Origin of the sequence: Streptomyces sp. 130, assembly GCF_007096885.1 — a bacterium.
GTDB lineage: Bacteria > Actinomycetota > Actinomycetes > Streptomycetales > Streptomycetaceae > Streptomyces.
The window spans coordinates 17,682-44,146 of record NZ_VJNO01000048.1; the positions used below are offsets into that span (position 1 = coordinate 17,682).

Annotated in this window: 27 protein-coding genes; 14 read left to right on the forward strand and 13 right to left on the reverse strand. The window is 73.5% G+C overall.

Annotation, left to right across the window (positions count from 1 at the left end; genetic code table 11):
• Nucleotides 1-10 precede the first annotated feature (10 nt).
• A complete protein-coding gene (locus tag FKN01_RS28610; RefSeq protein ID WP_143625557.1) occupies nt 11-1,363 on the forward strand; it encodes a transcriptional regulator in 1,353 nt (450 codons plus the stop codon).
• 211 nt (nt 1,364-1,574) lie between these two features.
• Here the strand turns inward: FKN01_RS28610 and FKN01_RS28615 are convergent, their stop codons facing one another.
• Nucleotides 1,575-2,435 carry a 3-hydroxybutyryl-CoA dehydrogenase gene (locus FKN01_RS28615; protein ID WP_143625558.1) on the reverse strand — a complete coding sequence of 287 codons (861 nt, stop codon included), beginning with the start codon at nt 2,433-2,435 and terminating at the stop codon, nt 1,575-1,577.
• Nucleotides 2,436-2,643: 208 nt separating this feature from the next.
• On the opposite strand from FKN01_RS28615, the gene FKN01_RS28620 reads away from it, so the two are divergent.
• Entirely contained in the window at nt 2,644-3,921 is a 1,278-nt protein-coding gene (locus FKN01_RS28620; RefSeq protein WP_260697053.1) for a glycoside hydrolase family 10 protein, read from the forward strand.
• On the opposite strand, the gene FKN01_RS28625 is transcribed toward FKN01_RS28620, so the two are convergent.
• On the reverse strand, nt 3,898-4,140 hold the full coding sequence (locus FKN01_RS28625) for a DUF1918 domain-containing protein (protein ID WP_143625559.1): 243 nt from the start codon (nt 4,138-4,140) through the stop codon (nt 3,898-3,900). The two genes, FKN01_RS28620 and FKN01_RS28625, sit on opposite strands and share 24 nt — an antisense overlap.
• Nucleotides 4,141-4,190: 50 nt before the next feature.
• The gene (locus FKN01_RS28630) at nt 4,191-5,144 is read right to left on the reverse strand and encodes a DMT family transporter (RefSeq protein WP_143625560.1); all 954 of its coding nucleotides are present in this window, start codon (nt 5,142-5,144) and stop codon (nt 4,191-4,193) included.
• On the opposite strand from FKN01_RS28630, the gene FKN01_RS28635 reads away from it, so the two are divergent.
• Nucleotides 5,143-6,600, forward strand: coding sequence for a PLP-dependent aminotransferase family protein (locus tag FKN01_RS28635; RefSeq protein WP_143625561.1), 1,458 nt, complete (start codon nt 5,143-5,145; stop codon nt 6,598-6,600). The genes FKN01_RS28630 and FKN01_RS28635 overlap by 2 nt on opposite strands.
• Nucleotides 6,601-6,669: 69 nt before the next feature.
• Nucleotides 6,670-7,233: a histidine phosphatase family protein gene (locus FKN01_RS28640; protein WP_185993023.1), complete on the forward strand. Its 564-nt coding sequence runs from the start codon at nt 6,670-6,672 to the stop codon at nt 7,231-7,233.
• Between the two features lie 17 nt (nt 7,234-7,250).
• On the opposite strand, the gene FKN01_RS28645 is transcribed toward FKN01_RS28640, so the two are convergent.
• The 4 genes from FKN01_RS28645 to FKN01_RS28660 all read right to left on the reverse strand — a co-directional run bounded on the left by FKN01_RS28645 (nt 7,251) and on the right by FKN01_RS28660 (nt 10,047).
• On the reverse strand, nt 7,251-8,006 hold the full coding sequence (locus FKN01_RS28645) for a Clp protease N-terminal domain-containing protein (protein WP_143625563.1): 756 nt from the start codon (nt 8,004-8,006) through the stop codon (nt 7,251-7,253).
• A 153-nt stretch (nt 8,007-8,159) separates the two neighbouring features.
• Nucleotides 8,160-8,657, reverse strand: a complete 498-nt coding sequence (locus FKN01_RS28650; protein WP_143625564.1) for a peptidylprolyl isomerase — start codon at nt 8,655-8,657, stop codon at nt 8,160-8,162.
• Between the two features lie 45 nt (nt 8,658-8,702).
• A complete protein-coding gene (locus FKN01_RS28655) occupies nt 8,703-9,215 on the reverse strand; it encodes a DinB family protein (RefSeq protein ID WP_143625565.1) in 513 nt (170 codons plus the stop codon).
• A 40-nt stretch (nt 9,216-9,255) separates the two neighbouring features.
• Complete coding sequence (locus tag FKN01_RS28660; protein ID WP_185993024.1) at nt 9,256-10,047, reverse strand: LysR family substrate-binding domain-containing protein; 792 nt, start codon at nt 10,045-10,047, stop codon at nt 9,256-9,258.
• A 58-nt stretch (nt 10,048-10,105) separates the two neighbouring features.
• Between FKN01_RS28660 and FKN01_RS28665 the strand changes: the two genes are divergently transcribed.
• Nucleotides 10,106-10,510 (forward strand): DUF5997 family protein, encoded by a 405-nt coding sequence (locus FKN01_RS28665; protein ID WP_143625566.1) that lies wholly within the window; start codon nt 10,106-10,108, stop codon nt 10,508-10,510.
• Between the two features lie 58 nt (nt 10,511-10,568).
• Here FKN01_RS28665 and FKN01_RS28670 read toward each other — a convergent pair whose 3' ends face one another.
• From FKN01_RS28670 to FKN01_RS28685, 4 genes are all read right to left on the reverse strand, one after another.
• The gene (locus FKN01_RS28670) at nt 10,569-12,059 is read right to left on the reverse strand and encodes an FG-GAP and VCBS repeat-containing protein (RefSeq protein WP_260697052.1); all 1,491 of its coding nucleotides are present in this window, start codon (nt 12,057-12,059) and stop codon (nt 10,569-10,571) included.
• Between the two features lie 162 nt (nt 12,060-12,221).
• The gene (gap, locus tag FKN01_RS28675; protein WP_143625567.1) at nt 12,222-13,220 is read right to left on the reverse strand and encodes a type I glyceraldehyde-3-phosphate dehydrogenase; all 999 of its coding nucleotides are present in this window, start codon (nt 13,218-13,220) and stop codon (nt 12,222-12,224) included.
• Between the two features lie 118 nt (nt 13,221-13,338).
• Nucleotides 13,339-14,295 (reverse strand): GlxA family transcriptional regulator, encoded by a 957-nt coding sequence (locus FKN01_RS28680; RefSeq protein WP_143625568.1) that lies wholly within the window; start codon nt 14,293-14,295, stop codon nt 13,339-13,341.
• Nucleotides 14,295-14,729 carry a VOC family protein gene (locus tag FKN01_RS28685; protein ID WP_143625569.1) on the reverse strand — a complete coding sequence of 145 codons (435 nt, stop codon included), beginning with the start codon at nt 14,727-14,729 and terminating at the stop codon, nt 14,295-14,297. The genes FKN01_RS28680 and FKN01_RS28685 overlap by 1 nt, the downstream gene beginning before the upstream one ends.
• Before the next feature lie 99 nt (nt 14,730-14,828).
• Between FKN01_RS28685 and argC the strand changes: the two genes are divergently transcribed.
• From argC to FKN01_RS28710, 5 genes are read left to right on the forward strand one after another with little or no spacing between them, the layout of a single operon-like run.
• Nucleotides 14,829-15,857: an N-acetyl-gamma-glutamyl-phosphate reductase gene (argC, locus tag FKN01_RS28690; protein WP_143625570.1), complete on the forward strand. Its 1,029-nt coding sequence runs from the start codon at nt 14,829-14,831 to the stop codon at nt 15,855-15,857.
• Complete coding sequence (argJ, locus tag FKN01_RS28695; RefSeq protein ID WP_143625571.1) at nt 15,854-17,008, forward strand: bifunctional glutamate N-acetyltransferase/amino-acid acetyltransferase ArgJ; 1,155 nt, start codon at nt 15,854-15,856, stop codon at nt 17,006-17,008. Before argC ends, argJ begins: the two co-directional genes overlap by 4 nt.
• Nucleotides 17,005-17,907: an acetylglutamate kinase gene (gene argB, locus FKN01_RS28700; RefSeq protein WP_143625572.1), complete on the forward strand. Its 903-nt coding sequence runs from the start codon at nt 17,005-17,007 to the stop codon at nt 17,905-17,907. Before argJ ends, argB begins: the two co-directional genes overlap by 4 nt.
• Nucleotides 17,904-19,115, forward strand: coding sequence for an acetylornithine transaminase (locus tag FKN01_RS28705; RefSeq protein ID WP_143625573.1), 1,212 nt, complete (start codon nt 17,904-17,906; stop codon nt 19,113-19,115). Before argB ends, FKN01_RS28705 begins: the two co-directional genes overlap by 4 nt.
• A 10-nt stretch (nt 19,116-19,125) precedes the next feature.
• Complete coding sequence (locus FKN01_RS28710) at nt 19,126-19,662, forward strand: arginine repressor (protein ID WP_143625574.1); 537 nt, start codon at nt 19,126-19,128, stop codon at nt 19,660-19,662.
• Here FKN01_RS28710 and FKN01_RS28715 read toward each other — a convergent pair.
• Entirely contained in the window at nt 19,659-20,366 is a 708-nt protein-coding gene (locus tag FKN01_RS28715; RefSeq protein ID WP_185993025.1) for a L,D-transpeptidase family protein, read from the reverse strand. The two genes, FKN01_RS28710 and FKN01_RS28715, sit on opposite strands and share 4 nt — an antisense overlap.
• 50 nt (nt 20,367-20,416) lie before the next feature.
• Nucleotides 20,417-21,586, reverse strand: coding sequence for a hypothetical protein (locus tag FKN01_RS28720; RefSeq protein WP_143625575.1), 1,170 nt, complete (start codon nt 21,584-21,586; stop codon nt 20,417-20,419).
• 91 nt (nt 21,587-21,677) lie between these two features.
• Here FKN01_RS28720 and argH point away from each other — a divergent pair, with 91 nt between their 5' ends.
• The 4 genes from argH (at nt 21,678) to FKN01_RS28740 (ending at nt 26,341) form a co-directional block, all read left to right on the forward strand.
• Nucleotides 21,678-23,150 (forward strand): argininosuccinate lyase, encoded by a 1,473-nt coding sequence (gene argH, locus FKN01_RS28725; protein WP_143625576.1) that lies wholly within the window; start codon nt 21,678-21,680, stop codon nt 23,148-23,150.
• Between the two features lie 65 nt (nt 23,151-23,215).
• Entirely contained in the window at nt 23,216-24,187 is a 972-nt protein-coding gene (locus tag FKN01_RS28730) for an aldo/keto reductase (protein ID WP_143625577.1), read from the forward strand.
• A gap of 61 nt (nt 24,188-24,248) precedes the next feature.
• Complete coding sequence (locus tag FKN01_RS28735; RefSeq protein WP_143625578.1) at nt 24,249-24,800, forward strand: TetR/AcrR family transcriptional regulator; 552 nt, start codon at nt 24,249-24,251, stop codon at nt 24,798-24,800.
• Complete coding sequence (locus FKN01_RS28740) at nt 24,797-26,341, forward strand: MFS transporter (protein ID WP_143625579.1); 1,545 nt, start codon at nt 24,797-24,799, stop codon at nt 26,339-26,341. The genes FKN01_RS28735 and FKN01_RS28740 overlap by 4 nt, the downstream gene beginning before the upstream one ends.
• The last annotated feature ends 124 nt before the right edge of the window (nt 26,342-26,465 follow it).

The window sequence follows — 26,465 nt, forward strand, 5'->3', positions numbered from 1 at the left end:
GGAGGGGGACATGGGGCCAAGGGAGCCCAACACCGCGCTGGAGGCCCTGATCGAGGAGGCCGGCGTCTCCCGGGCGGGACTTGCCGCTCATGTGAACCGGGCCGGCCGTGCGCGCGGTCTCGTACTGCGGTACGAACACACCGCCGTCGCCCGCTGGCTGAAGGGCCAGCGCCCGCGCGGCCAGGTACCCGACCTGATCTGCGAGGTGCTGGGAAACCGCCTGCGCCGGGCCGTGACGCTGGACGACATCGGCATGGCGGCCCCCGACGGCGGCCACCCGCCCGTCCAGGGCTCCTCGCTCACCGGCTTCGTGGAGCGGGCCACCGCGGTGTGGCGCTGCGACGCCCAGCAGCGCCCGTACGTGGTCACCGCCCCGGCCGTCACCGGGACGGGTGCCGTGATGCCCGTCTGGCAGTGGGAGAACCCGCCCGAGGACGCCGATGTGTCGCGGACCGGGCCGTCCCGGGTCGGCGCGGCCGACCTGGCAACCCTGCGGGCCGCCCGTGACCACTACGAACTGATGTACCGCAAGGCGGGCGGGATCGCGACGCGGGCGCGCGTCGTCGGCTTCCTCAACGCCGGGGCCGCCCCGCTGCTGCGCGGCGGCTACAACGATGCGACGGGCCGTCAGCTGCACCGCGCGGCCGGCGCGCTGGTGGCCGTCGCGGGCATCTGCGCCTACGACTCCGACGCGCACGGCCTCGCCCAGCGCTACTTCCACCAGGCGCTGCGGCTGGCCAAAGCGAGCGGGGACCGGGCGCTCGGCGGCTATGTGATCGCACTGCTGGTCAACCAGTCCCTGTACCTCGCGGAGTTCCGCCAGTCCGTCGCCTTCGCGGAGGCGGCCCTGCGCGCGGCCGGGCGCGACATCACCCCGGCGCTCGCCGCCGACCTCCACGCGATGCAGGCCAAGGCGTACGCCCGGCTCGGGGACCGGGGCAGCGCGCTGGCGTGCATCGGCCGCGCCGAGTCCGAGGCCGCCCGCATCCGGCCGGGCCGGGAGCCGGACGAGACGGGCTACGTCCAGCCGGGCCTGGTCGACGTGCAGGTCGCGGAGGCGCTGCTGAGCCTCGGGGACCTGCCGGCGGCCCGGGAACACGCGGTGGCGGCGGTCCGGACCCCCGCCCACGACCGGGGCCGGGTCCACCGCCTGGCCATGCTCACCACGGTCGAGCTGCGCCGGGGCGAGGCGGACCGGGCGGCGGCCACGGCGGTGGAGATGGCGGACCGGGCCCGGGGCATGGAGTCGCAGCGCCTGCGCGACCGGCTGCGCGCGGTCCGCGCGGACCTGGCCGCCAGCGGGAGCGCCGCCGCACAACGGGCCGCCGAACGCGTGGAGGGGGCGCTGCGCGTACCGCTGTGAGGCGGTACTTCAAGCCCCGGCGCCCGCACGCGGACGAGGCGTGCGTCGTGTCTCACCCGCGGGCCATGCCATGGTCGGCAACCGCGACCGCCGGGAACCCACCGCGGCGGGGATGACCGATCCGGCACCGGAAGCCTCTCGCACCGCCCTGACCTCGCGTGACGAGCCCCAGCGGGCCCGGCGGCCTGAGCGCCGGGCCCGCCGCGAGGCATCACGCGTACGGGTAGAACCCCGACCCCGACTTCCGGCCCAGCCGGCCCGCGTCCACCATGCGCTGGAGCAGCGGGGGAGCGGCGTACAGCGGCTCCTTGTATTCGGCGTACATCGAGTCCGCGACCGAGGCGACGGTGTCCAGGCCGATGAGGTCCGCGAGCTTGAGCGGGCCCATCGGGTGGGCGCAGCCCATCTCCATGCCGTTGTCGATGTCCTCGCGGCTGGCGATGCCCGACTCGAACATCCGGATCGCCGAGAGCAGATACGGGATCAGCAGGGCGTTGACGACGAAGCCGGAGCGGTCCTGGGCCCGGATCGGGTGCTTGCCCAGTATGTCCTGGACCATGGCCTCCGAGCGTTTGAGCGTCTCGTCCGACGTGGTCAGCGCGGGAATCAGTTCGACCAGCTTCTGCACCGGCGCCGGGTTGAAGAAGTGGATGCCGATGACCTGGTCCGGGCGGGAGGTCGCGACGGCCAGCTTCACCAGCGGGATCGAGGAGGTGTTGGAGGCCAGGATCGCGTCCGGGCGGGTCACCACCTGGTCGAGCACCTGGAAGATCTCGGTCTTGACCTGCTCGTTCTCCACGACGGCCTCGATGACGAGGTCCCGGTCGGCGAACTCGCCGAGGTCCGTGGTGAAGCTGAGCCGGCCCAGGGTCTCGTCGCGCTCCTCCGCCGTGATCTTGCCCCGTTCGGCGGCCTTCGCCAGGGAGTTCTGGAGCCGGGCCCGGCCGATCTCCAGCGCCTCGCCGGTCGTCTCGGCCACCTTGACGTCGAGGCCGCTGCGAGCGCACACCTCCGCGATGCCCGCGCCCATCTGGCCGCAGCCCACCACTCCGACGCGTGCAATGTCGGCCATAGAGTCCGTCACCTCGTGCCTTTCGCTGTTCCCGTTCGGCGGCTTCCGTCTGGTTCCGGGCTCCACCACGACTCCCCGACGTTACTCCGCGTCTTACCAGGGATAGCAGCCCGGGGCGTGCATGCTCGGCTCCGGACACCCCCTGTGCCCGGATTGCCGGGAAACGGCAGGGCTCGGACGGGTACGGAGAGAGAGCGGGTGCGACGTGATGCGAGGAATGGACCGGAGAGGTTTCGTGACGGGGGCGGCCGGGGCGGTCGCCGGCGCGGTGGGGGCGGCGACGGTGGCCGGTGACGCCGCCGCCCGGCCCCGGCGGGCGCCGGCCCTGCCCGGTCCCGCCGCCGCACGGGACGTGGTGCGGCGCGAGCTGCGCGGCGTGTGGGTGGCGACCGTCGCCAACACGGACTGGCCGTCGAAGCCGGGCCTGGCCGCCGCCGCGCAGCGGGACGAGCTGGCCGCCCTCCTCGACCGGGCCGTGGAGCACAAGCTCAACGCGGTGATCCTCCAGGTCCGCCCGACCGCGGACGCGCTGTGGCCGTCGGCGTACGAGCCCTGGGCCGCGTGCCTCACCGGGACGCAGGGCAAGGACCCCGGCTGGGACCCGCTGGGCACCGCCGTCGAGGAGGCGCACGGACGGGGCCTGGAACTGCACGCCTGGTTCAATCCGTACCGGGTCGCCAATCACACCGACCCGTCCCGCCTGGCAGCCGCCCACCCCGCGCGCCGCGAGCCCGGCTGGGTCGTCCCGTACGGCGGCAGGCTCTACTACAACCCGGGCCTGCCCGAGGTCCGCGCCTTCGTCCAGGACGCGATGCTCGACGCGGTCCGCCGCTACGACATCGACGCCGTGCACTGGGACGACTACTTCTACCCGTACCCGGTGGCCGGCCAGAGCTTCGCGGACGGTGCCGCCTACGAGAAACACGGCGCCGGCTTCCCGGACCGGGCGGCCTGGCGCCGCGCCAACACGGACCGGCTGGTGCGCGAGATGTCCGAACGCGTCAAGGCGCTGAAGTCCGGCGTCCGCTTCGGCGTCAGCCCCTTCGGCGTCTGGCGCAACGCGGACACGGACCCGGCCGGTTCGCCGACGAGGGCGGGGGTGCAGACGTACGACGACCTCTACGCGGACACGCGCGGGTGGATCAAGAAGGGCTGGCTGGACTACGTCGTCCCGCAGCTGTACTGGCACATCGGTAACCCCGCCGCGGACTACGCCGAACTCGTGCCCTGGTGGTCCGACACCGTGCGCGGGACGGGCGTCGACCTGTTCATCGGCGAGGCGCTGTACAAGTGCGGCGACCCGGCACAGCCCGCCGCCTGGCAGGACCCGGCGGAGCTGTCCCGCCACATCGGCCTCGCGGCCGGCCACGACCAGGTCCGCGGTCACGCGTACTTCTCGGCGAAGAGCGTGGCGGCGGACCGGATCGGCGCGATGGACCGGGTGGTCGCCGACCACTACCGGTCACGCGCGAGGCCGCCGCGTTGACGGTTGCGTGATGTCCGCGTCCCGGCCCGAAGCGCACCCCGTGTGCTGGACGACGGTGTCGGGACCCGGTGCGAGCAGGTGTTCGTGTCCGTTCTCGAAGCGGACGCGGTACGGGGGAGAGCCCTCGGCCCCGAGCACTTCGACGATCTCCGCGACCCGGTCCTGCTGCCCCACGGTCCTGCCGTGTGTCAGCAGCCGGTCGCCCTGGTGTGCCTCCATCGGGAGTGACCTCCTCGCGGGTGGCGTTGCGTGCCGTGCTGCTGACCAGTCTAGGACCGGCCGCGCGCCGCGCGCTGGGTGAGCGCGATGCAGACCAGGACCGCGACGGCCGCCGCCGGGGCCGCCGCCGAGACCTCCTCGCCGAGCAGGAAGAACGACCAGAACAGCGTCAGCAGCGGCTGAGCGAGCTGGAGCTGGCTGGCCCGGGCGACCCCGATCTCCGCCATGCCCCGGTACCAGACGTACAGCCCGAGGAAGGTGGAGACGGCCGACACCCAGACCAGCCCCACGACCGCGTGCACGCTCGGGTGCACCGGCTCGTACGCCAGCGCGACGGCGGCCCCCGCGAGGCTGAGCGGGAGCGTCAGGACCAGCGCCCAGCCGGTCACCTGCCAGCCCGGCATCACCTTGGCCAGCCTGCCGCCCTCCGTGTATCCGGCCGCGCACACCAGCAGCGCGCCGAACAGGAAGAGGTCCCCGGCCGACAGCGCCCCGCCGCTCTGCGCCACGGTGAAGGCGATCACCACGGCCGCCCCGGCCACCGCCGCCGCCCAGAAGGCGCGCGGCGGGCGCGCCCCGGTCCGCAGGGAGGAGAAGACCGCCGTGGTCAGCGGGAGCAGCCCCACCACCACCGCGGCGTGCGAGGTCGTGGACGTCCGCAGCGCCAGCGTCGTCAGCAGCGGGAAGCCGACCACCACCCCGCCGGCCACGACGGCGAGCCCCGCCCAGTGCTCCCGGGCCGGCACCCGGACCCGGCCCGCCAGGAGGAAGCCCCCGGCCAGTGCCGCCGCGAGCAGGCCGCGCAGCGCGACCAGGGTCCAGGGGCCGAAGCCCTCCAGGCCCCAGGCGGTGGAGGGGAAGGTCAGCGAGAACGTCACCACGCCGAGCAGCGCGAGCAGCGTCCCCCGGCGGGCCGGGGCGGCGTCCGGGGCGGAGGGGCGGGGACCGCCGACGGGGGCGACCGCTATCGTGTTCGGCGCAGTAGCGCTACTCTGTGCTCTCATGCATGAGCGTAGCAGTGTGGCGGAACTGGTGACAGTGCTGCGGTCCGAGCTGGACCGCTACTCTCCGGGTGAGAAGCTGCCGTCCAGCCGGGCCCTGGTGGACCGCTTCCGGGCGAGCCCCGTGACCGTCTCGCGGGCCGTCGCCCGGCTCGCGGCCGAAGGGCTCGTCGTGACCCGCCCCGGTTCCGGCGCCTACCGGGCGCAGCCTGCCGGGCGTCCGGCGCCCCCGGCCGGTGACACCTCCTGGCAGGAGGTCGCCCTCAGCGGTGACGGCTCCCCGTCGGCGGTGCCCCGCAGCGCCGACGCGTCCGGCCTCCTGTTCAGCCTGGCCGCCCCGCCCACCGGGGTCGTCGAGCTCAACGGCGGCTATCTGCACGCCTCGCTCCAGCCCGAACGGGCCCTGGCCGCCGCACTGGCCCGGGCCGGCCGCCGCCCGGGGGCGTGGAGCCGCCCGCCCGTCGACGGGCTCACCGAACTGCGCGCCTGGTTCGCCCGCGACATCGGGCCGTCGCTCGGTGCCGCCGACGTGCTGATCACCGCGGGCGGGCAGAGCGCCCTGGCCACCGCGCTGCGGGCCCTCGCCCCGCCGGGCACGCCCGTGCTGGTCGAGTCGCCCACGTACCCCGGCATGCTGGCCGCCGCCCGCGCGGCCGGGCTGCGGCCGGTGCCGGTCCCGGTGGACTCCGAGGGCGTCCGGCCCGACCTGCTCGCCGCCGCCTTCCAGGCGACCGGGGCCCGCGTCTTCGTGTGCCAGCCGCTGTTCCAGAACCCGACGGGCACGGTGCTCTCCGACGCCCGGCGCCCCGAGGTCGTCCGGATCGCCCGGGAGGCGGGGGCCTTCGTCGTCGAGGACGACTTCGCCCGGTTCCTCGCGCACGACGACGCGGGACCGCTGCCCGGGCCGCTCGCCGCAGACGACCCCGACGGCGTCGTCGTCCACATCCGCTCGCTCACCAAGGCCGCCTCGCCCAGCCTGCGGGTGGGCGCGCTGGCCGCCCGCGGCCCGGCTCTGGAGCGGCTGCGCTCCATCCAGATCGTGGACAGCTTCTTCGTCCCCCGCCCGCTCCAGGAGGCCGCGCTCGAACTGGTCGGCTCGCCCGCCTGGGGCCGCCACCTGCGCGCCGTGTCGGCCGAGCTCGGCGCCCGCCGTACGGCGATGACGGCGGCGCTGCGGGTGGCCCTGCCGGGCCTCGGGCTGCCCCGTGTCCCGTCCGGGGGCGGCTACCTCTGGCTGACCCTGCCCGGCTCCGACGCGGGCGCGGGCGAGTCCGCGATGGTCCGGTCCGCCCTGAGCGCGGGCGTGGCCGTCGCCCCCGGCCGCCCGTACTTCCCCGCCGAGCCCCCGGCACCGCACGTCCGCCTGAGCTTCCTCGCGGTCGCGGGCCCGGCCGAGATCACGGAGGGCGTACGGCGACTGCGTACGGCCTGGGAGGGCACCTGGGCGGCCCGCGCCTGACGCACCCGGGCGCAGGTCTGCGCGAACGGCCTCTTGACCGGCGCCGCGATCCGCCTCACGATCGCGGCCATGAGTGTTCGGGTCACGCTCCTCGCCGCGGCGCGCGGCTTTGACCTGCTCGGCGAGCGCTTCGACGACGACCGGCCGCTCGACGAGGCGGGGTGGCACGCGGTGCGGTTCGCCACCCCGGCCCTGGCACCCCTGGGCTCCGCCGAGCTGCGCTACTGCTCGCCGACCCCGCGCAGCCGTGCCACCGGTGAGGCGCTGGGCTTCCACCCGCTGGTCCAGCCGGCCCTGCGCGACTGCGACATGGGGCGCTGGCGGGGCCGTACCCTCGCCGAGGTCACCGCCGGGGAACCGGCGGCCGTGGACGCCTGGCTGTCGGACCCCCGGTCCGCGCCGCACGGCGGAGAGCCGCTGCTCGCCTTCATCTCGCGGATAGGCGGCTGGCTGGACACCCGCCCCGCCTGCGACGGCGCGATCGTGGCCGTCGCCGAGCCCGCGGTGGTCCGCGCCGCCCTCGTGTACGCGCTGAAGGCCCCGCCGGCCACCTACTGGAACGTCGACGTCGGCCCGCTCTCCACCGTCACCCTCACCGGCCGCTCGCGCCGCTGGAGCCTGCGCCTGGAGTAGGGGCGCGCCGGGCGCGGTCATCCCTCCCGGGCGGGCGTCTCCTTCGCGGCCGTGAGGAGGGACAGCGCCTCGGCGATGCCCTGCTCGGCTGCCGCCTTGTCGATGCCGAGGCCGCTGAGCACCCCGGAGCCGTCCTCGTGCTCCAGCAGGGCGAGCAGGATGTGCTCGGTGCCGATGTAGTTGTGCCCCATGCGCAGGGCCTCGCGGAAGGTGAGCTCCAGCGCCTTGCGCGCGTCAGCGTTGTACGGGATCAGCTCGGGGATCTCGCCCTCGGCGGCCGGGGGCAGCGCCTCGGCGGCCGCCTGCCGGACGGTGTCCAGGACCACGCCCTGGGCCTTGATGAACGCCGCCGCGAGCCCCTCGGGCTCGCCGAGGAGACCGAGGACGAGGTGTGTGGTGCCGATCTCGGTGTTGCCGGCCGCGCGGGCCTCGTTCTGGGCCGCCATCACCACGTTCTTGGCGCGCTGCGTGAAGCGGCCGAAGCCCTGGCTCGGATCGAGGGCGGCGCCCTCGCCGGGGTCCTTGGCGACGAAGCGCTTCTGGGCGGCCTGGCGGGTCACGCCCATGCTCTTGCCGATGTCGGTCCAGGAGGCGCCGGAGCGGCGCGCCTGGTCCACGAAGTGGCCGATCAGGTGGTCGGCGACGTCGCCGAGGTGGTCGGCGGCGATGACGGCGTCCTGGAGCTGGTCCAGGGCGTCGGTGTGCACCTTCTTGATGGCCGCGATCAGGTCGTCGAGGCGGACGGGCTGCGACGGGACTACGGGATTCGTCATGTGTCAACCGTAAGTTGACACCTCCGGGGTGTCAACTACCGGTTGACAGTGCATGTATCCCGCGCACCCCACGTATCCGGAGCGCCCCCGAATGCGAAACGCGCCGCCCGACGGAAAACGTCGGACGGCGCGTGCGGTGCGCCGGGGCCGGGATCAGAGGACGCCGGAGTCCGCGATGGTGATCTTCGCCTGGGTGCGGCCGCTCTGCGAGCCGAGGCTCTCGATGCGCTTGACCAGGACCATGCTGTCCTCGTCGGCGACCTCGCCGAAGACGACGTGCTTGCCGTCCAGCCAGGACGTCACGATCGTCGTGATGAAGAACTGCGACCCGTTCGAGTTCGGGCCGGCGTTGGCCATCGAGAGCAGACCCGGCTTGGTGTGCTTCAGCTGGAAGTTCTCGTCGGCGAACTTGTTGCCGTAGATGCTCTTGCCGCCCGTGCCGTCGCCGCGCGTGAAGTCGCCGCCCTGGAGCATGAACTCCGGGATGACCCGGTGGAAGGAGGAGCCCTTGTAACCGAAGCCGTTCTGGCCGGTCGCCAGCTGGCGGAAGTTCTCGGCGGTCTTGGGAACGATGTCGTCGAACAGATTGAAGACGATCCGCCCGGCGGGCTCGTCGTTGATGGTGATGTCGAAGTAAACCTGGCTCGTCATAGAACCATCCTGACATCTACCCGAATGGTCCCGACGCCCGGCCCGTCACACACCGGTGCTCCCGTCGATCCGCTCGCGCAGGAGATCGGCGTGACCGCTGTGGCGGGCGTACTCGCCGATCATGTGGTGGTAGATCCAGCGGAGCTTCACCTCGCCGCCCATGAAGGGCGCCGAGTCCTCCAGGGAGCGCTCGGCGCAGACCGCGCGGGCCACCGCCACCTCCTCCCGCCAGGCCGCGAGGGCACCGGCGAGCGTGGCGCTCCCGGCGAGCTCGAAGCCCCCGTCATGGCCCTCGGGCCGGAGCGGTCCGCCGTGCACCGGGGGCACGTCCTCGCCGGTCAGGACCCGCCGGAACCAGTTCCGCTCGACCTCCGCGAGGTGCTGGACGAGCCCCATCGGCGTCAGCGGCGACGGCGGCACGGAGGCGCTGCGGGCCTGCTCGTCGGTGAGGTCCTCGACCTTCTGGGCCACGGTGGCCCGGTAGAAGTCGAGCCAGCTCTCCAGGGCGGTGCGCTCGTCGGCGTCAAGGGGCGGCATCGGGCGTTCGGTGTGCGTCATGCTCCCCGATGCTGCCAGGCGGGTCCGACAACGCCCCGGATCACGGCCTCCGGCGGGGCCTGCCGCGCTTCGGGGCGGCGCCGCCCTTCGCGCCCCGTGCCCCCTTCGCCCCGCCGGAACGGGCCGCGCCGCCCCGGGCGCCCTTCCCCGCCCCCGCACCCGAAGCGCGCTTCGGCTTGTCCCTGTCCTTGGCCTTCGGCTGAGCGGCGGACGCCGCCCCCGCCCGGCCGCGCGAGCTGTTCACCGTACGGCCGCGCACGATGCCGATGAAGTCCTCCACCTGGTCGGTGGTCTTCTCCTGCGGCCACGAGAGCGCGACGCGCGACTCCGGCGCGTCCGTCAGCGGCCGGTACGTCAGGTCCTTGCGGTGGTGCAGCCGGGCCAGCGACTGGGGGACGACGAGGACGCCGATGCCCGCCGCGACCAGTTCGACGGCGTCCGCCGTGGTCGCGGGACGCTCCAGCGCGGGGCGGCCGGGCAGCCGCTCCCAGGGCAGGGCGTCGTCCATCGGGTGGAGCACGATCTCGTCGGCCAGCTCCGCGACCGACAGCTCGTCCACCGCCGCGATCAGGTGGTCCTTGGGGACCACGACGACCGTGGTCTCCGTGTACAGCGGGATCGCGCTGAGGTCCGTGCCCTCCACCGGCAGCCGGAGGAACCCCGCGTCGGCGTCACCGGCGCGCAGCAGCTCCTGGGCGCCGTGCGCGGGCACCTGGACGAGGGTCAGGGGGATGTCCGGCAGGCGCTCGTTCCAGATCCGCACCCATTTGGCGGGGGTCACTCCCGGGACGTACGCCAGCCGGAACGAGGGGGTTGCTTCGGGGCCAGTCACCTCGCCAGGTTACCGGCCGTGGTCGAGGGGGCCGCACGTGCTGGATACCCTTGACCCCATGAAGTCCCACCAGACCGCCCAGACGATGAAGCCCGCGACCGCGGCGAAGAAGCTGGGTGTGTACCTCGACGCCACCCCCGCCGAATTCCAGGAGGGCGTCGTCTCGCGCGCCGAGCTGGCGGCCCTCCAGGCCGATCCGCCCCAGTGGCTCCGCGACCTGCGGGACAACGGCCCGCACCCCCGCCCGGTCGTCGCGTCCAAGCTGGGCGTCTCCATCTCGGGACTGGCCCGCGGCGGGGTCACCGAGGCGCTGACCACCGAGCAGATCGACGCCCTGAAGCAGGACAACCCGGAGTGGCTGCGGAAGGAGCGCGCCATCCAGGCGGACGTCCGCAAGGAGAACATCCGCATCAAGGAGCGCAACGCCGAGCGCGAGGCCAAGGCGCGCGAAGAGCGCGCCTGAAGCCCGCGCACGCACGAGGGGCCCCTTCCGCCGTCGCGGGAGGGGCCCCTCGCGTTGCTCAGTAGCTGTAGAGTCCGAATCCGTTGTCGCCGGCCAGGTTCAAGCCGAACCGCGCCTTCTTGACCAGGACGCCCAGGTCGACCGGGTTGAAGGCGAGGGCGCCGGTCGTGGTCAGCCCCGTCGAGGTGCCGCGCAGCGACCAGACCGCGCCGCCGTCCGCGACCGCCTCCAGGTCCTCGTCGGGGGCGCCGGCCGTGAGATCCGCCCGGCCGTCCCCGGTGACGTCCAGCAGCCGCACCGCACCGCCGAAGTGGTCGCCCGCCTCCGCCACCCCGGGCATGCCCGTCGTGTCCTGGTGGAAGGACTTGGCGCCGGTGCCGGTCAGCCCGCCGGGCCCGCCCCTGAGCAGCACCACCGCGCCCGCGCCCGCCTTGGACTCCAGGGCCTCGAAGGGCACGCCCACCGCGAGGTCGTCGTACCCGTCGCCGTTGACGTCACCCGCGCTGAGCCGGGCCCCGAACTGGTCGCCCTTCTCGCTCACTCCAGGGACGCCCGCGGTGTCCTGGGTGATCACTTTCGTCCGGGAGGTGATCACACCGGACGCGGAGCCGTAGTAGATCTTGACGGTGCCCGGGTCCGTGGGGAAGTCCTCGTAGATGCCGTTCGGCACCACGCGGACGGCGAGGTCGTCCTTGCCGTCGCCGTCGAAGTCGCCGACCGCCGGGGACGAGCCGGAGGGCAGCCGTGTCGAGGCCGTCGACAGGCCCTGGGGGGTGCCCAGCCACAGGCTCCCGCCCTCGCTGTGCTCCTCGTAGGAGTAGAAGGTGCACAGGTCGTCGATGCCGTCGCCGTTGAAGTCGCCCACGGCGGGGTTGCTCATGGCGTTGTCCGAGGTGAACATCGTGATGCGCTGCTCGCGGACGGGCTCGCCCGCCCGGCTGAACGGCCCGTACAGCACGCTTCGCTGTTCGAGGCTTCCCTCCCCCCAGCCGTGCGCCAGCATCAGGTCGGCGTTGCCGTCGCCGTCGAAGTCGCCGGCGATGACGTTGTTCCCCATCTCGCCGGTCTCCGGCCCGGGGATGCGGACGGCGCCCTCGCCCGTGATGCCGCCGGTGCGGCCCCACAGCACGATGACGGAGCCGCGGTTGGTCGGGAGGGCCTCGTTCGTGTACACGGCGAGGTCCGTCAGTCCGTCGTGGTCGAGGTCGGCGGGGACCAGCCGGAAGCCGAACAGATTGCCCTCGGCGGGTTCGCCCGGCACCCCCGGAGTGCTCTGGTCGATGGTCATGGTGCGGGCGGCGCTCAGACCCTGCGCCGAACCGTAGGCGATGGTGAGGTATCCGGAGTAGAGCTGCCCGTTCACCGGCGCGTTCGTCGCGCCCACGACGACGTCCTGATACCCGTCCCCGTCGAAGTCCTCGCGGACGGTGGTGCCTGCCGTTGCTCCGGCCGTGCCCGCGTGCGCGCCCCCGGGCGCCGCGACGGCCACGCCGCCGGTCAGCGCCGTGGCGGCGCACACGGCCACGGTCAGCATGGTGCGAATGCCCACGGAATTCTCCTTGGTCGCGTACGCGGAGCCGACGGCGTACGAGGTGTGAGGGCTCGCATGGGAGACACGTACGACGAGGAGAAGGTTGCACGCCGAACGGAAGGTGAACTCGGCGTGCGGCCAAGGGAGTCGGGGGCGGCCGGGGACCGCCCCCGAGCCCTCCTAGCGGCCGGCCAGCAGGGTGAGCGTGTCGATCACCCGGTTGGAGAAGCCCCACTCGTTGTCGTACCAGGCGGACACCTTGACGTGGCGTCCGTCGACCCGGGTGAGCTCCGAGTCGAAGATGGAGGACGCCGGGTTGCCGGTGATGTCGGCCGACACGAGCGGGTCCTCGGAGTATTCGAGTACGCCCGCGAGGGGACCCTCGGCCGCCGTCCGGTACGCCTCCAGCACCTGATCGCGGGTCACGTCCCGCGCCACGGTGGTGTTCAGCTCCACGATCGACCCGACCGGGACCGGAACGCGGATGGAGTCGCCCGACAGCTTGCCGTCGAGCCGGGGCAGCACGAGCCCGATCGCCTTCGCGGCACCGGTCGTGGTCGGCACGATGTTGACGCCGGCGGCGCGGGCGCGGCGGGCGTCGCGGTGCGGCCCGTCCTGGAGGTTCTGCTCCTGGGTGTAGGCGTGCACGGTCGTCATGAAGCCGTGCTCGATGCCGGCGAGGTCGTCCAGCACCTTGGCCAGCGGCGCGAGCGCGTTGGTGGTGCAGGAGGCGTTCGACACGATCGTGTGCAGCTCGGGGTCGTACGCCTCGCTGTTGACGCCGTACGCGAGCGTCACGTCCGCCCCGTCCGAGGGCGCGGCGACCAGCACCCGCTTCGCTCCGGCGTCGAGGTGGGCGCGGGCGGCCTTCGCCGAGGTGAAGCGGCCGGTGGCCTCCACGGCGATGTCGACGCCCAGCTCCGCCCAGGGCAGCCGCGCGGGCTCCCGCTCCGCGAGCACCTTGATGCGGCGGCCGTCCACGACGAGGGTGTCCCCGTCCACCGTGACCGGGCGGCCCAGCCGGCCCGCGGTGGTGTCGAACGCCAGCAGCCGGGCGAGGGCGGCGGGCTCCGAGAGGTCGTTGACGGCGACCAGGTCGAGGTCGCTGTCGCGTTCGAGCAGCGCGCGCAGCACGTTGCGTCCGATGCGGCCGAATCCGTTGATGGCGATGCGAGTCACGTGAGATGTCCCTTCTCTCTTCGCCTCCCACGATCGCGCCCGCCGCGCGCCCCGGACAGCGGCGGGATCGCCACGGTCCGCAAGGATCCCGCCAGCCGCGCCGGGCGGCGGTACCTCCTCATTCGCCCCGGGCGAAGGTGCGCCGGTACTCGCTCGGGGTGGTGCCCAGGATGCGCTGGAAGTGCAGCCGCAGATTCGCCCCGGTCCCGAGCCCCACATCGGCGGCGATCTGCTCGACGGCCCGCTCCGAGCGTTCGAGGAGTTCGCGGGCCAGGTCGACCCGGGCCCGCATCACCCACTGCATCGGGGTGTATCCGGTGTCCTCGGCGAACCGCCGCGAGAACGTACGGGGCGAGACCGCCGCGTGCCGGGCCAGCGCGTCGAGCGTGAGCGGTTCGCCGAGCCGGTGCAGCGCCCACTCACGGGTGGCCGCGAACCGCTCGCCCAGCGGCTCGGGCACGCTGCGCGGCACGTACTGCGCCTGCCCGCCGCTGCGGTACGGGGCCGCGACGAGCCGCCGGGCCGCGTGGTTGGACGCGGCGACGCCCAGGTCGCCGCGCAGGATGTGCAGGCACAGGTCGATCCCGGACGCGGCACCGGCCGAGGTGAGGACGCTGCCCTCGTCGACGAACAGCACGTTCTCGTCCACCCGGACCAGCGGGTACTTCGTGGCGAGCGCCCGCGTGTAGTGCCAGTGCGTGGTGGCCCGGCGGCCGTCGAGCAGGCCGGTCGCGGCGAGCGCGAAGGCCCCGGTCGAGATGGCGGCGAGCCGCGCCCCCCGCTCGTGCGCGGCGACCAGCGCCTCGATCACGGCCCGGGGCGGGTCCTCCCGGTCCGGCTGCCGGTACCCGGGCACGAAGACGATGTCCGCCCAGGCCAGCGCGGCGAGCCCGTGCGTGACGTGGTACGCCAGCCCGTCGCCCCCGGTCACCGGCCCCGGGGCGGCCCCGCAGACCCTTACCTCGTACGGCATGCTCGCCCGGGTCGTGAACACCTGGGCCGGGATGCCCACGTCGAGCGGCTTCGCCCCGTCGAGCACGAGGACGGCGACACGGTGCAGCCGGGGCCCGGTCATCAGTCGAGGCAGAACTCGTTGCCCTCGACGTCCTGCATGTTGAGGCAGGACTCGTTCTCCTCGTCGGCGAGGAGCAGCCTCCCGCGCACCGCGCCGAGCGGGAGGAGCCGCGCGCACTCGGCTTCGAGGACGGCAAGCCGCTCCTCGCCCCTGAGCCCGGCGGCCACCCGGACATCGAGGTGCAGCCGGTTCTTGGCGACCTTGCCCTCGGGGACCTTCTGGAAGTACATCCGCGGGCCGGCCCCGGTCGGGTCGGACGCGGCGAACCACGTGTTCCGCTCCTCCGCCGGCAGCGAGGCGGTGTAGGCGTCCCAGGAGCCGAAGCCCTCCGGCGGCTTTGGCGGGACGTATCCGAGCACCTCGCACCAGAAACGCCCCACCCGTTCGGGGTCCGCGCAGTCGAAGGTCACCTGGACCTGCTTGATCGTCGCCATGGGATCACCCTAGAGGCCGGACCGGGGCGGCTCCACGTGGATTCGTTGCATAAAAGTGCATCACTGCGTATAGTCATGCCATCGATGAGGAGGCTTTCCATGGCGGTACGCGCAGCAGTGGCAGGAGCGAGTGGTTACGCGGGCGGGGAACTGCTCCGTCTGCTGCTCGCCCACCCCGGGGTGGAGATCGGCGCACTCACCGCCAACTCCAACGCGGGCCAGCCCCTCGGCGCACTCCAGCCGCACCTGCGCCCCCTGGCCGGCCGCGTCCTCCAGGCCACCACCGCCGACGTGCTCGCCGGGCACGACGTCGTCTTCCTGGCCCTGCCGCACGGCCAGTCCGCCGCCGTGGCCGAACAGCTCGGTGACGAGGTCCTGGTGGTGGACATGGGCGCCGACTTCCGCCTCCGGGACGCCGCCGACTGGGAGAAATTCTACGGGTCACCGCACGCCGGCACCTGGCCCTACGGCCTGCCCGAACTGCCCGGCGCCCGCGCCGCCCTCGCCGGGACCAAGCGGATCGCGGTGCCCGGGTGCTACCCGACGGCCGTGTCGCTCGCGCTGTTCCCGGCGTACGCGGCACAGCTCGCCGAGCCCGAGGCCGTGATCGTCGCCGCGTCCGGGACCTCCGGCGCCGGCAAGGCGGCCAAGCCGCACCTGCTCGGCTCCGAGGTGATGGGCAACATGTCCCCGTACGGCGTCGGCGGCGTCCACCGCCACACGCCCGAGATGATCCAGAACCTCAGCGCCGCCGCCGGCGAGCCGGTCACCGTCTCGTTCACCCCGACCCTGGCGCCCATGCCCCGCGGCATCCTCGCCACGTGCAGCGCGAAGGCGAAGCCCGGGGCGAGCGCCGAGAGCGTACGCGCCGCCTACGAGAAGGCGTACGCGGACGAGCCGTTCGTGGACCTGCTGCCCGAGGGGCAGTGGCCCGCCACCGCCGCCGTGTACGGCTCCAACGCCGTGCAGATCCAGGTCGCGTACGACGAGGCCGCCGGGCGGATCATCGTGATCAGCGCCATCGACAACCTTGCCAAGGGCACCGCGGGCGGGGCCCTGCAGTCCATGAACCTCGCCCTCGGACTGCCCGAGGACACAGGTCTTTCCACGATCGGAGTCGCACCGTGAGCGTCACGGCAGCACAGGGATTCTCGGCGGCGGGCATCGCCGCCGGAATCAAGGAGAACGGCAATCCGGACCTGGCCCTCGTGGTCAACAACGGTCCGCGCCGCGCCGCCGCGGGCGTCTTCACCTCCAACCGCGTCAAGGCCGCCCCCGTCCTGTGGTCCGAGCAGGTCCTCAAGGGCGGCGAGGTCTCCGCGGTCGTCCTCAACTCCGGCGGCGCCAACGCCTGTACGGGCCCGCAGGGCTTCCAGGACACCCACGCCACCGCCGAGAAGGCGGCCGAGGTCCTTCAGGGCCACAGCGCGGGCGAGATCGCCGTCGCCTCCACCGGGCTCATCGGCATCCTGCTCCCCATGGACAAGCTGCTCCCCGGCATCGAGAAGGCCGCGGCGGCCCTCAGCGAGCACGGCGGCGAGAAGGCCGCCATCGCCATCAAGACCACCGACACCGTGCACAAGACCGCCGTCGCGGGCGGCGAGGGCTGGACCGTCGGCGGCATGGCCAAGGGCGCGGGCATGCTCGCCCCGGGCCTGGCCACCATGCTCGTCGTGCTCACCACCGACGCCGACGTGGACGCCGCCGGCCTCGACGCCGCCCTGCGCGACGCCACCCGCACCACCTTCGACCGGGTCGACTCGGACGGCTGCATGTCCACCAACGACACCGTGCTCCTGCTGGCCTCCGGCGCCAGCGGGATCACCCCGGAGCGCGAGGAGTTCGCCGAGGCCGTCCGGACCGTCTGCGACGACCTGGCCCGGCAGCTCATCGGGGACGCCGAGGGCGCCTCCAAGGACATCCGGATCGAGGTCGTGAACGCCGCGACCGAGGACGACGCCGTCGAGGTGGGCCGCTCCATCGCCCGCAACAACCTCCTCAAGTGCGCCATCCACGGCGAGGACCCCAACTGGGGCCGGGTGCTCTCCGCCATCGGCACCACCAAGGCCGCCTTCGAGCCGGACGCGCTCAACGTCGCCATCAACGACGTCTGGGTCTGCCGGGGCGGCTCGGTCGGCGAGGACCGCGACCTGGTCGACATGCGGTTCCGGGAGGTCCGGATCACCGCCGACCTCGCCGCGGGCACCGAGTCCGCGGTCATCTGGGCCAACGACCTCACCGCGGACTACGTCCACGAGAACAGCGCGTACAGCTCATGACGACGGCGCGGAAGCACACCGCACTCCCGAAGGCGCAGACCCTCATCGAGGCCCTGCCCTGGCTGACCCGGCACAACGGCAAGACCGTCGTCATCAAGTTCGGCGGCAACGCCATGATCGACGAGGACCTGAAGGCGGCCTTCGCCCAGGACGTCGTCTTCCTGCGCCACGCCGGCCTCAAGCCCGTCGTCGTGCACGGCGGCGGCCCCCAGATCAGCGCCCAGCTCGACAAGCAGGGCCTGGTCAGCGAGTTCAAGGCCGGGCTGCGCGTCACCACGCCCGAGGCGATGGACGTCGTACGCATGGTGCTCGCCGGACAGGTGCAGCGCGAGCTGGTCGGCCTGCTCAACCAGCACGGGCCGCTCGCCGTCGGCATGACCGGCGAGGACGCCCACACCATCACCGCCGTACAGCACCGGCCCACCATCGACGGCGAGCTCGTCGACATCGGCCGGGTCGGCGAGATCACCGCCATCGACACCGGTGCCATCCAGGCCCTGCTGGACGACGGCCGCATCCCGGTCATCTCCTCCATCGCCCGGTCCGCCGACGACAACCACGTCTACAACGTCAACGCCGACACCGCGGCCGCCGCACTCGCCGCCGCGCTGGACGCCGAGACGCTGATGGTCCTCACCGACGTCGAGGGCCTGTACGAGGACTGGCCGAACAGCGACGACGTGATCAGCCGGCTCACCGCCACCGAGCTGGAGAAGCTGCTGCCCGACCTGTCCAGCGGCATGGTGCCCAAGATGCAGGGCTGCCTGCACGCCGTCCGCAACGGGGTGGAGACCGCCCGCGTCATCGACGGCCGGGTCCAGCACTCGATCCTGCTGGAAATCTTCACCGACGAGGGAATCGGCACGATGGTCGTGCCCGACGCACAGGGGGAGTCATGAGCAACGCCGAGCTTTCGCAGCGGTGGCAGCACGCGCTGATGGACAACTACGGCACGCCGAAGCTGTCCCTCGTGCGCGGCGAGGGCGCCCGCGTGTGGGACGCGGACGGCACCGAATACCTCGACTTCGTCGGCGGCATCGCGGTCAACGCCCTGGGCCACGCCCACCCGGCGGTCGTGGCGGCGGTCACCGCCCAGATCTCGACCCTCGGGCACGTCTCCAACCTGTTCATCGCCGAACCGCCCGTCGCGCTCGCCGAACGGCTCCTCGCGCTCTTCGGCCGCACCGGCAAGGTCTTCTTCTGCAACTCGGGCGCCGAGGCCAACGAGGCCGCGTTCAAGATCGGCCGACTGACCGGGCGCACCCACATGGTCGCCACCGACGGCGGCTTCCACGGCCGGACCATGGGCTCGCTCGCGCTCACCGGCCAGCCCAAGAAGCGCGAGGCGTTCACCCCGCTGCCCGGCGACGTCACCCATGTCCCGTACGGGGACGTGGAGGCGCTGCGGTCCGCCGTCACCACCGACACCGCACTGGTGATCATCGAGCCCGTGCAGGGCGAGAACGGCGTCGTCGTCCCGCCCAGGGGCTATCTGGAGGCGGCCAGGGAGATCACCCGGGCCACCGGCACCCTGCTCGTCCTGGACGAGGTCCAGACCGGCATCGGCCGGTGCGGCACGTGGTTCGAGCACCAGGCCCACCAGGGCGTCGAGCCCGACGTCGTCACCCTCGCCAAGGGGCTCGGCGGCGGACTCCCGATCGGCGCCACGGTCGCCTTCGGCGCGGCGGCCGACCTCCTCGCGCCCGGCCAGCACGGCACGACGTTCGGCGGCAACCCGGTCGCCTGCGCCGCCGGCCTCGCGGTCCTGGACACCCTCGCCGCCGACGGCGCCCTCGACCAGGTGAAGCGGCTCGGCGAGCGCGTCCGGGAGGGCGTGGAAGGGCTGGGGCACCCCCTGGTGTCCCACGTCCGGGGCTCCGGGCTGCTGCTGGGTATCGTGCTCACCGAGCCCCTCGCGCCCCAGGCGCAACAGGCGGCTCAGGGTGCCGGCCTCCTGGTGAACGCGCCCGCGCCCGACGTCCTGCGGCTCATGCCGCCGCTGACCATCGGCGACGCGGAGGTGGACGCGTTCCTCCGGGCGCTGCCGGGTGCCCTCGACGCGGCATACGGGGACGGACGATCCGGAGAGAAGCGCTCCGGAGAATGAGGCGACGACGATGACCGAGGCGCAGGAATCCGAGTTCGGCGGGCCTTCGGTGCCGCAGACCCGCACGGCGCGCCACCGCCGGATCGTGGACATCCTCAACCGGCAGCCGGTGCGCTCCCAGAGCCAGCTGGCCAAGCTCCTCGGCGACGACGGGCTGAGCGTCACCCAGGCGACGCTCTCCCGGGACCTGGACGAGCTGGGCGCGGTGAAGATCCGCAACACCGGCGGCGAGCTGATCTACGCGGTGCCGAGCGAGGGCGGTTTCCGCACCCCGCAGGCGCCGCTGGGCGGCTCGGCCAAGGAGGAGCGGATGCGCCGGCTCTCCGCCGAGCTGCTGATCTCGGCGGAGGCGTCGGCCAACCTGGTGGTGCTGCGTACGCCGCCGGGCGCCGCGCAGTTCCTCGCCTCGGCCATCGACCAGGCCGAACTGCACGACATCCTCGGCACCATCGCGGGCGACGACACGCTCATGCTGATCAGCCGCGATCCGGCCGGCGGGCAGGCGCTCGCCGACCATCTGCTGCGGCTCGCGCAGAACGAGCGCTAGTAATTGGTGATCGCGGTCGCGCCGTCGTAGGTGCCGATCGCGATGTGCGGGCTGCGGGCCGGGTCGGCCCAGGCCAGGATGCGGTCCATCGCGTCCGCCGGTACGGACACGCAACCGGCGGTCGCGCCCGATCCGTTGACGTGCAGGAAGATCCCGGCGCCCCGGCCGCGTACCGGCTCGTCGTAGTTGAAGCCGATGACGAGCGCACGGGCGTACTGCGTGGGGTACGCGGTGATCTGCTCGGACTCCGAGGCCCGGCAGTCCGAGGGCAGCGGCTCGACCCAGCGGTTGTAGTCGGCGGACTCGTTGTCCTCGCACCACCAGGACTTGGTGGTGGCCTGCCGGTACGAGTAGCGCGTGCCGGCGGGCGCGGCCTTCACCCCGAAGGCGTACGGCAGGTCGTAGAGACCGGTCGGCGTGGTGTACGTGCTCTGCTGACGGGTGCTGCCCTCGGTGAGCCCCTTCGAGCCGAACCGGGCGGTGGCGGTGCCGGCGGCGACCCACTTCCCGTCGCGCAGGTCCCACCAGGTGAGGGTGCCGGAGGTGGACGAGGTGGAGCCGGCCATGGCGGTGATCAGCTGGGTGCCGCCGCCCGTGTCGGCGAGCCGGGTCGGCAGCGGGGCGGTGGCCAGCGGGGGCCGGCCGGCTCCGACGACGGTGCCGAGGGCGAGCAGGACGGCGGCGGTAGTCACAAGTCTTCGCATGTCAGGGACTCTAGGCCGCGATTCGCCCGGCCGCCCCGGAAAACAGCCTGTCAGTCGACACGGAATCCCGCCGCCCGCAGCAGCCGCCGCGCCGCCACCCGCACCGCCCGGGGCGACTGGGGACCGTCGCGCCCGCGCAGCCACGCCACCGGGAAGTCGGCAGCGTGGGGGAGCAGCGCCCGGGTGGCCGCTCGCACCACGGCGGGTGACGGGTCGTCCAGCAACGGCGTCAGCCCCTCCCGCCTCACCGCGTCCAGCGTCCGCAGCCCGGTCACCGCCTGGGCGCGCACCGCCGGGACCGGGTGGCGGACGAGGGCCCACAGCGTGTCCGCGTCCCGGCGCCGGTCCCCGCACTCGCCGAGCCCGGCGGCGGCGCCCGGCGCGACCTCCTCGCCGGTGCACAGCTCCCGGTACAGCGGCAGCGGATCGATCCCGCCCTGGCGCACCACGTAACGGGCGCAGGCCCGCACCACGCCCGAACGGTCCGTCAGGTGCGCCCGCGCCTCCCCGTACCGTCCGGCGCGCCGCAGCGCGGTGACTCCGGCGGCCCGGACGCGGGGCGAGCGGGCCGCCAGCAGGACGCCGAGGACGTCCCCGTCGTCGGCGTCCTGCTCCCGCACCGCGGCGATCGCGGCCTCGGCGCACAGGTCCTGGAGGACGACGTCCCCCGAGCGCGCGGCGACGCGGGCCAGCCGGGCCGGCGGCAGCAGTCCGCGCTCGACGGCGACGCGGTGGGCGAACCTCCGCGTGGCCCGGTCGGTGCTCTCCAGCAGCGGGTGCAGGGCCTCGGCGGGGCCCTCGCGCAGGACCCGGCCCAGCAGCTCCGCGGCGAACCCGCCGCGCCCGCGCCGCCCCAGGAGCAGGATCAGCTCCGCCTGAGCGACGAGGGCGGCGGGCGGTGCCTCCGCGAGCAGGGCCCGGGCCCTGTCGCGTACCGGAGCGGCCCAGTCCGAGCACCGTACGACGAGGAGCGGCAGCAGGCCCGGGTAGTGGGACACGCTGTCGAGCGCCGCTTCCCGGAGCCGCCCGTCGGGGTGGCACAGGGCGAGGGCGGTCGCGGCTTCCGTGCGGCCCGGACGCCGCAGGCTCCCGAGCTCGTGCGGCGGCAGGCTGCGCACCTCACGGTCGAGCGCGGGCCAGAGCGGGGCCGCCGAGCCGAGCACTTCGCGCAGGGGCCGGCCCTCGGCGAGGCGCTGCGCCGCTGTCCGTGCGTGGTCCATGATCCCCCCAGGTGTTCCGGCGGCCGACCGTACCGGCGACCGGGCCGCCCCGTCATCTGCTTTGACAATCCATGCAGACCTCTGCATAGTTATGCCTACTAGTGATCGTGGCACTTCCGAGGAGCACGTAGTGAGCAACGGCAACGGCAACGGCGACGTACGTCTCTGGGGCGCCCGCTTCGCCGACGGACCGGCCGAGGCGCTGGCCCGGCTGTCCGCTTCCGTCCACTTCGACTGGCGCCTCGCGCCGTACGACATCGCCGGCTCCCGCGCCCACGCCCGCGTCCTCCACAAGGCGGGCCTGCTCACCGAGGACGAGCTGAACCGGATGACCGCCGGGCTCGACCAGCTCGAAGCGGACGTGGCCGACGGCTCCTTCACCGGCACCATCGCCGACGAGGACGTCCACACCGCCCTGGAGCGCGGCCTGCTGGAGCGGCTGGGCCCCGACCTCGGCGGCAAGCTCCGCGCCGGCCGGTCCCGCAACGACCAGATCGCCACGCTCTTCCGGATGTACCTGCGCGACCACGCCCGCGTCATCGGCGGTCTCGTCGCCGACCTCCAGGACGCCCTGGTCGGCCTCGCCGAGGCCCACCCGGACGTCGCCATGCCCGGCCGTACGCACCTCCAGCACGCCCAGCCGGTGCTCTTCGCCCACCACGTCCTGGCCCACGCGCAGTCCCTGTCCCGGGACGCGGAGCGGCTGCGGCAGTGGGACGAGCGGACCGCCGTCTCGCCGTACGGCTCCGGCGCGCTGGCCGGGTCCTCGCTGGGGCTCGACCCGGAAGCCGTCGCGGCCGACCTCGGCTTCGAGCGGGGTTCGGTGGGCAATTCGATCGACGGCACGGCGTCCCGGGACTTCGTCGCCGAGTTCGCGTTCGTCACCGCGATGATCGGCGTCAACCTCTCCCGGATCGCCGAGGAGATCATCATCTGGAACACGAAGGAGTTCTCCTTCGTCACCCTGCACGACGCCTTCTCGACCGGCTCCTCGATCATGCCGCAGAAGAAGAACCCGGACATCGCCGAACTCGCCCGGGGCAAGTCGGGCCGGCTCATCGGCAACCTCACGGGCCTGATGGCCACGCTCAAGGCGCTGCCGCTCGCGTACAACCGCGACCTCCAGGAGGACAAGGAGCCGGTCTTCGACTCCTGCGACCAGCTGGAGGTCCTGCTCCCCGCCTTCACCGGCATGATGGCGACGCTCACGGTCAACCGGGAGCGCATGGAGGAGCTGGCCCCGGCCGGCTTCTCGCTCGCGACGGACATCGCGGAGTGGCTGGTCAAGAAGGGCGTGCCGTTCCGGGTCGCCCACGAGGTGGCCGGCGAGTGCGTCAGGGAGTGCGAGCGCCACGGCATCGAGCTGGACGAGCTGACGGACGAGCAGTTCGCGACGATCTCCGAGCACCTGACCCCGGAGGTCCGCACCGTCCTCGACGTGGCCGGCGCCCTCGCCTCCCGCAGCGGGCGCGGTGGCACCGCCCCCTCGGCCGTCGCCGCCCAGCTGGCCGAGGTCAAGGCCGACCTCGCCGTGCAGCACGCCTGGGCGGACGCGCGCAAGTAGTCGAAACCGCATCGCGGGCTACGTTGAAGGGTAGGCGCGTCCTGCCCGACGACGAGGAGCCCGCGATGCCGTTCGCCCGACTGTCCGAAGCGACCACCCCCACCGCCCGCATCGGGCTCGGCCTGGCCGCCGTCGGCCGGCCCGGCTACATCAACCTCCACCGCGACCGCGACCTGCCCCCGGACCGGTCGCCCGACGCCCTGCGCGACCGTACGCACGAACTCCTCGACGCCGCCTACGCGCAGGGCGTCCGCTACGTCGACACGGCTCGCTCCTACGGGCGCGCCGAGGAGTTCCTGGCCGGCTGGCTCGCCGCGCACCCCGAGGCGGACGACGTCGTCGTGGGCAGCAAATGGGGCTACACCTACACCGCCGGCTGGGGCCTCGACGCGGAGGTGCACGAGGTCAAGGACCACAGCCTCGCCGCGTTCGAACGCCAGCGCGCCGAAACCGCCGCCCTGCTCGGCGACCGGCTCGACCTCTACCAGATCCACTCGGTCACCCCGGACAGCCCGGCGCTCACCGACAAGGAGCTCCACGCCCGCCTCGCCGAACTGGCCGCGCGGGGCGTCGGCGTCGGGATCTCCACCAGCGGCCCCGCCCAGGCCGAGGCGATCCTCGCCGCGCTCGCCGTCACGGTGGACGGCGCCCCCCTCTTCCGTACCGTCCAGGCCACCTACAACGCGCTGGAGACCTCGGCGGGGCCCGCGCTCGCCGAGGCGCACGCCGCCGGGCTCACCGTGATCGTCAAGGAGGGCATGGCCAACGGCAGGCTCGCCGGCGACCGGGCGCCCGCCGTCGTGCGGGAGATCGCCGACGAGGAGGGGCTCGGGAGCGACGCGGTCGCCCTGGCCCTGGTGCTCCATCAGCCGTGGGCCGGTGTCGTGCTCTCCGGCGCGGCCACCGTCGCCCAGCTCTCCGGCAACCTGCACGCGGCCGTCCCCCTCCTCGACGAGGAACGGCGCACGAGGCTGGAGGCCCTGGTGGAGGAGCCGGAGGCGTACTGGCGGCACCGCGCCTCGCTGCCCTGGAGCTGACGGGCGGGACGCCACTCACCCGAATGAGACGCTGATGTCTCATTCGGGTTAGTGTTGTCCCATGACTCTTGATCGTGAGCAGGTGCTGCGCAGCGCCGCCGCCCTGCTGACCCGTAAATCCACCGCCACCATGGACGAGGTCGCCAAGGCGGCCGGCATCGGGCGCGCCACCCTGCACCGGCACTTCGCCGGCCGGGACGCCCTGGTCAGGGCGTTGGAGGAGCTGGGCATCCAGGAGTTCGAGGCGGCCCTCGACGCCGCCGCGATGGACGAGGGCACGAGCGAGGAGGCGCTGCGCCGCTTCGTCCGCGCGGTGGAGCCGAGCGCCGGGCTGCTCTCGTTCCTCGTGACGGAGAACCAGCTCTGGGAGGACGGCGACCAGAACGCCGGCTGGGACCGGCTGGACGCCCGCGTCGCCGCCTTCTTCCGGCGCGGCCAGGAGCGCGGCGAATTCCGCATCGACCTGACCCCGGCCTGGCTCACCGAGGCGCTGTACGGGCTCATCGGCAGTGGGGCGTGGGCCGTTCAGGCGGGCCGGGTGGCCGCGCGGGACTTCCCGTACATGATCGCCGAGTTGCTGCTCGGCGGCGCACGCCGGAGCGTGGAGCAATGAGCAGCGTCGAAGAGCACCCGGAGCCCCCCGTCGACCCGTACCGCCCCGGGCGGTGGATCGCGCTGGCCGTCCTCGTCCTCGCCGTGCTGCTGGTGGCCGTCGACGCGACCGTGCTCGGCCTGGCGACCCCGTTCCTCAGCGAGGACCTGGAGCCGACCGGCACCCAGCTGCTCTGGATCGGTGACGTCTACTCCTTCGTCATCGCCGGGCTCCTGGTCTCCATGGGCAGCCTCGGTGACCGCATCGGGCGCAAGAAGCTGCTGCTGTGCGGCGCCACCGCGTTCGGCGCGGTCTCGGTGCTCAACGCCTACGCGCACACGCCCGAGATGATGATCGTGGCGCGGGCGCTGCTCGGCGTCGCGGGCGCCACCCTGATGCCGTCCACCCTCGCCCTGATCCGCAACCTCTTCCACGACCCCCGCGAGCGCAGCCTCGCCATCGGCATCTGGGGCGCGATGGCCTCGGCCGGCGCGGCCGTGGGGCCGGTCGTCGGCGGCTTCCTGCTCGAACACTTCTGGTGGGGCTCGGTCTTCCTGATCAACCTGCCCGTCATGGCGGTGCTCGTGGCGGTCGGCGTCAAGATTATCCCCGAGTCGAAGAACCCGGCGCCCGGACCCTGGGACCTGCCGAGCGTGGGCCTCTCGCTGGTCGGCATGATCGGGGTCGTCTACGCCATCAAGGAGATGGCCGCGCACGGCGCGAGCTGGACCTCCGCCCTGGTGGGCGTCGCCGGCCTGCTGGCGCTGGTCTGGTTCGTACGCCGTCAGTTCCGGCTCACCGCGCCGCTGCTGGACATGCGGCTCTTCCACCACCGGGGCTTCTCCGGCGCGGTCCTCGCCGATCTGCTGACCATCCTCGGCCTGTCCGGGATCGTCTTCTTCCTCTCCCAGTTCCTCCAGCTGGTCCAGGGCCGCGGACCGCTGGAGGCCGGGCTCGCCGAACTGCCCGCCGCCGTGGGCGCGGTCACCGCGGGCCTGCTGGCGGGCTCGGTCGCCCGGCGGTTCACCGTACGGGCGGTGGTGTCCGGCGGGCTCGGCGCGATCGGCCTGGCGCTGGCCGCGGTCGCCGCCGTCCACCGGGACACGGCCTACCCGCTGATCGGCGCGCTGCTCCTGATCGTCGGCGTGGGCGCGGGCTTCGCGTTCACCGTGACGTCCGACGTCATCCTCTCCAGCGTCCCCAAGGAGCACGCGGGCGCCGCCTCCGCGGTCTCCGAGACGGCCTACGAGCTGGGCGCGGCGCTGGGCATCGCGCTGCTCGGCTCCATCGTGACCGGCGCCTACAAGAGCTTCCAGGCCCCGCCCGGCACCCCGCCCGCCGTCTCGGACGCCGCGCACGAATCGCTCGGCGGTGCCGTGGAGTCCTCGCACCTGCTGCCGCCGCCCGAGGCCCACGAGCTGGTCTCCGCCGCCCAGGACGCCTTCGTGGACGGGCTGCACCTCGCCTCGGTCGTCGGCGCCGTCGTCCTGGTGGCGACCGCGGCCGCCGCCTGGTTCCTGCTGCGCGGCCAGGAGCTGGAGGAGGGCATCACGCACGAGTAGGACGCGTACGAGAGGGCCCCCCCCCCCCCCCCCCCGGGGGGGGGGGGCCCCGGGGCCGGGCCCGCGGGGGGCGGGGCCGGCCGGGGGGGGGGGGGGGGGGCGCGGGAGAGCCGGCGGGCCCCCC

What these genes read in the sequence shown, in the direction of transcription:
- FKN01_RS28610 (WP_143625557.1), top strand. Translation starts at nt 11, where the DNA reads ATGGGGCCAAGGGAGCCCAACACCGCGCTGGAGGCCCTGATCGAGGAG.
- FKN01_RS28615 (WP_143625558.1), bottom strand. Translation starts at nt 2,435, where the DNA reads ATGGCCGACATTGCACGCGTCGGAGTGGTGGGCTGCGGCCAGATGGGC.
- FKN01_RS28620 (WP_260697053.1), top strand. Translation starts at nt 2,644, where the DNA reads ATGCGAGGAATGGACCGGAGAGGTTTCGTGACGGGGGCGGCCGGGGCG.
- FKN01_RS28625 (WP_143625559.1), bottom strand. Translation starts at nt 4,140, where the DNA reads ATGGAGGCACACCAGGGCGACCGGCTGCTGACACACGGCAGGACCGTG.
- FKN01_RS28635 (WP_143625561.1), top strand. Translation starts at nt 5,143, where the DNA reads ATGCATGAGCGTAGCAGTGTGGCGGAACTGGTGACAGTGCTGCGGTCC.
- FKN01_RS28630 (WP_143625560.1), bottom strand. Translation starts at nt 5,144, where the DNA reads ATGAGAGCACAGAGTAGCGCTACTGCGCCGAACACGATAGCGGTCGCC.
- FKN01_RS28640 (WP_185993023.1), top strand. Translation starts at nt 6,670, where the DNA reads ATGAGTGTTCGGGTCACGCTCCTCGCCGCGGCGCGCGGCTTTGACCTG.
- FKN01_RS28645 (WP_143625563.1), bottom strand. Translation starts at nt 8,006, where the DNA reads ATGACGAATCCCGTAGTCCCGTCGCAGCCCGTCCGCCTCGACGACCTG.
- FKN01_RS28650 (WP_143625564.1), bottom strand. Translation starts at nt 8,657, where the DNA reads ATGACGAGCCAGGTTTACTTCGACATCACCATCAACGACGAGCCCGCC.
- FKN01_RS28655 (WP_143625565.1), bottom strand. Translation starts at nt 9,215, where the DNA reads ATGACGCACACCGAACGCCCGATGCCGCCCCTTGACGCCGACGAGCGC.
- FKN01_RS28665 (WP_143625566.1), top strand. Translation starts at nt 10,106, where the DNA reads ATGAAGTCCCACCAGACCGCCCAGACGATGAAGCCCGCGACCGCGGCG.
- FKN01_RS28680 (WP_143625568.1), bottom strand. Translation starts at nt 14,295, where the DNA reads ATGACCGGGCCCCGGCTGCACCGTGTCGCCGTCCTCGTGCTCGACGGG.
- FKN01_RS28685 (WP_143625569.1), bottom strand. Translation starts at nt 14,729, where the DNA reads ATGGCGACGATCAAGCAGGTCCAGGTGACCTTCGACTGCGCGGACCCC.
- argC (WP_143625570.1), top strand. Translation starts at nt 14,829, where the DNA reads ATGGCGGTACGCGCAGCAGTGGCAGGAGCGAGTGGTTACGCGGGCGGG.
- argB (WP_143625572.1), top strand. Translation starts at nt 17,005, where the DNA reads ATGACGACGGCGCGGAAGCACACCGCACTCCCGAAGGCGCAGACCCTC.
- FKN01_RS28705 (WP_143625573.1), top strand. Translation starts at nt 17,904, where the DNA reads ATGAGCAACGCCGAGCTTTCGCAGCGGTGGCAGCACGCGCTGATGGAC.
- FKN01_RS28710 (WP_143625574.1), top strand. Translation starts at nt 19,126, where the DNA reads ATGACCGAGGCGCAGGAATCCGAGTTCGGCGGGCCTTCGGTGCCGCAG.
- FKN01_RS28715 (WP_185993025.1), bottom strand. Translation starts at nt 20,366, where the DNA reads ATGCGAAGACTTGTGACTACCGCCGCCGTCCTGCTCGCCCTCGGCACC.
- FKN01_RS28720 (WP_143625575.1), bottom strand. Translation starts at nt 21,586, where the DNA reads ATGGACCACGCACGGACAGCGGCGCAGCGCCTCGCCGAGGGCCGGCCC.
- argH (WP_143625576.1), top strand. Translation starts at nt 21,678, where the DNA reads ATGCCTACTAGTGATCGTGGCACTTCCGAGGAGCACGTAGTGAGCAAC.
- FKN01_RS28730 (WP_143625577.1), top strand. Translation starts at nt 23,216, where the DNA reads ATGCCGTTCGCCCGACTGTCCGAAGCGACCACCCCCACCGCCCGCATC.
- FKN01_RS28735 (WP_143625578.1), top strand. Translation starts at nt 24,249, where the DNA reads ATGACTCTTGATCGTGAGCAGGTGCTGCGCAGCGCCGCCGCCCTGCTG.
- FKN01_RS28740 (WP_143625579.1), top strand. Translation starts at nt 24,797, where the DNA reads ATGAGCAGCGTCGAAGAGCACCCGGAGCCCCCCGTCGACCCGTACCGC.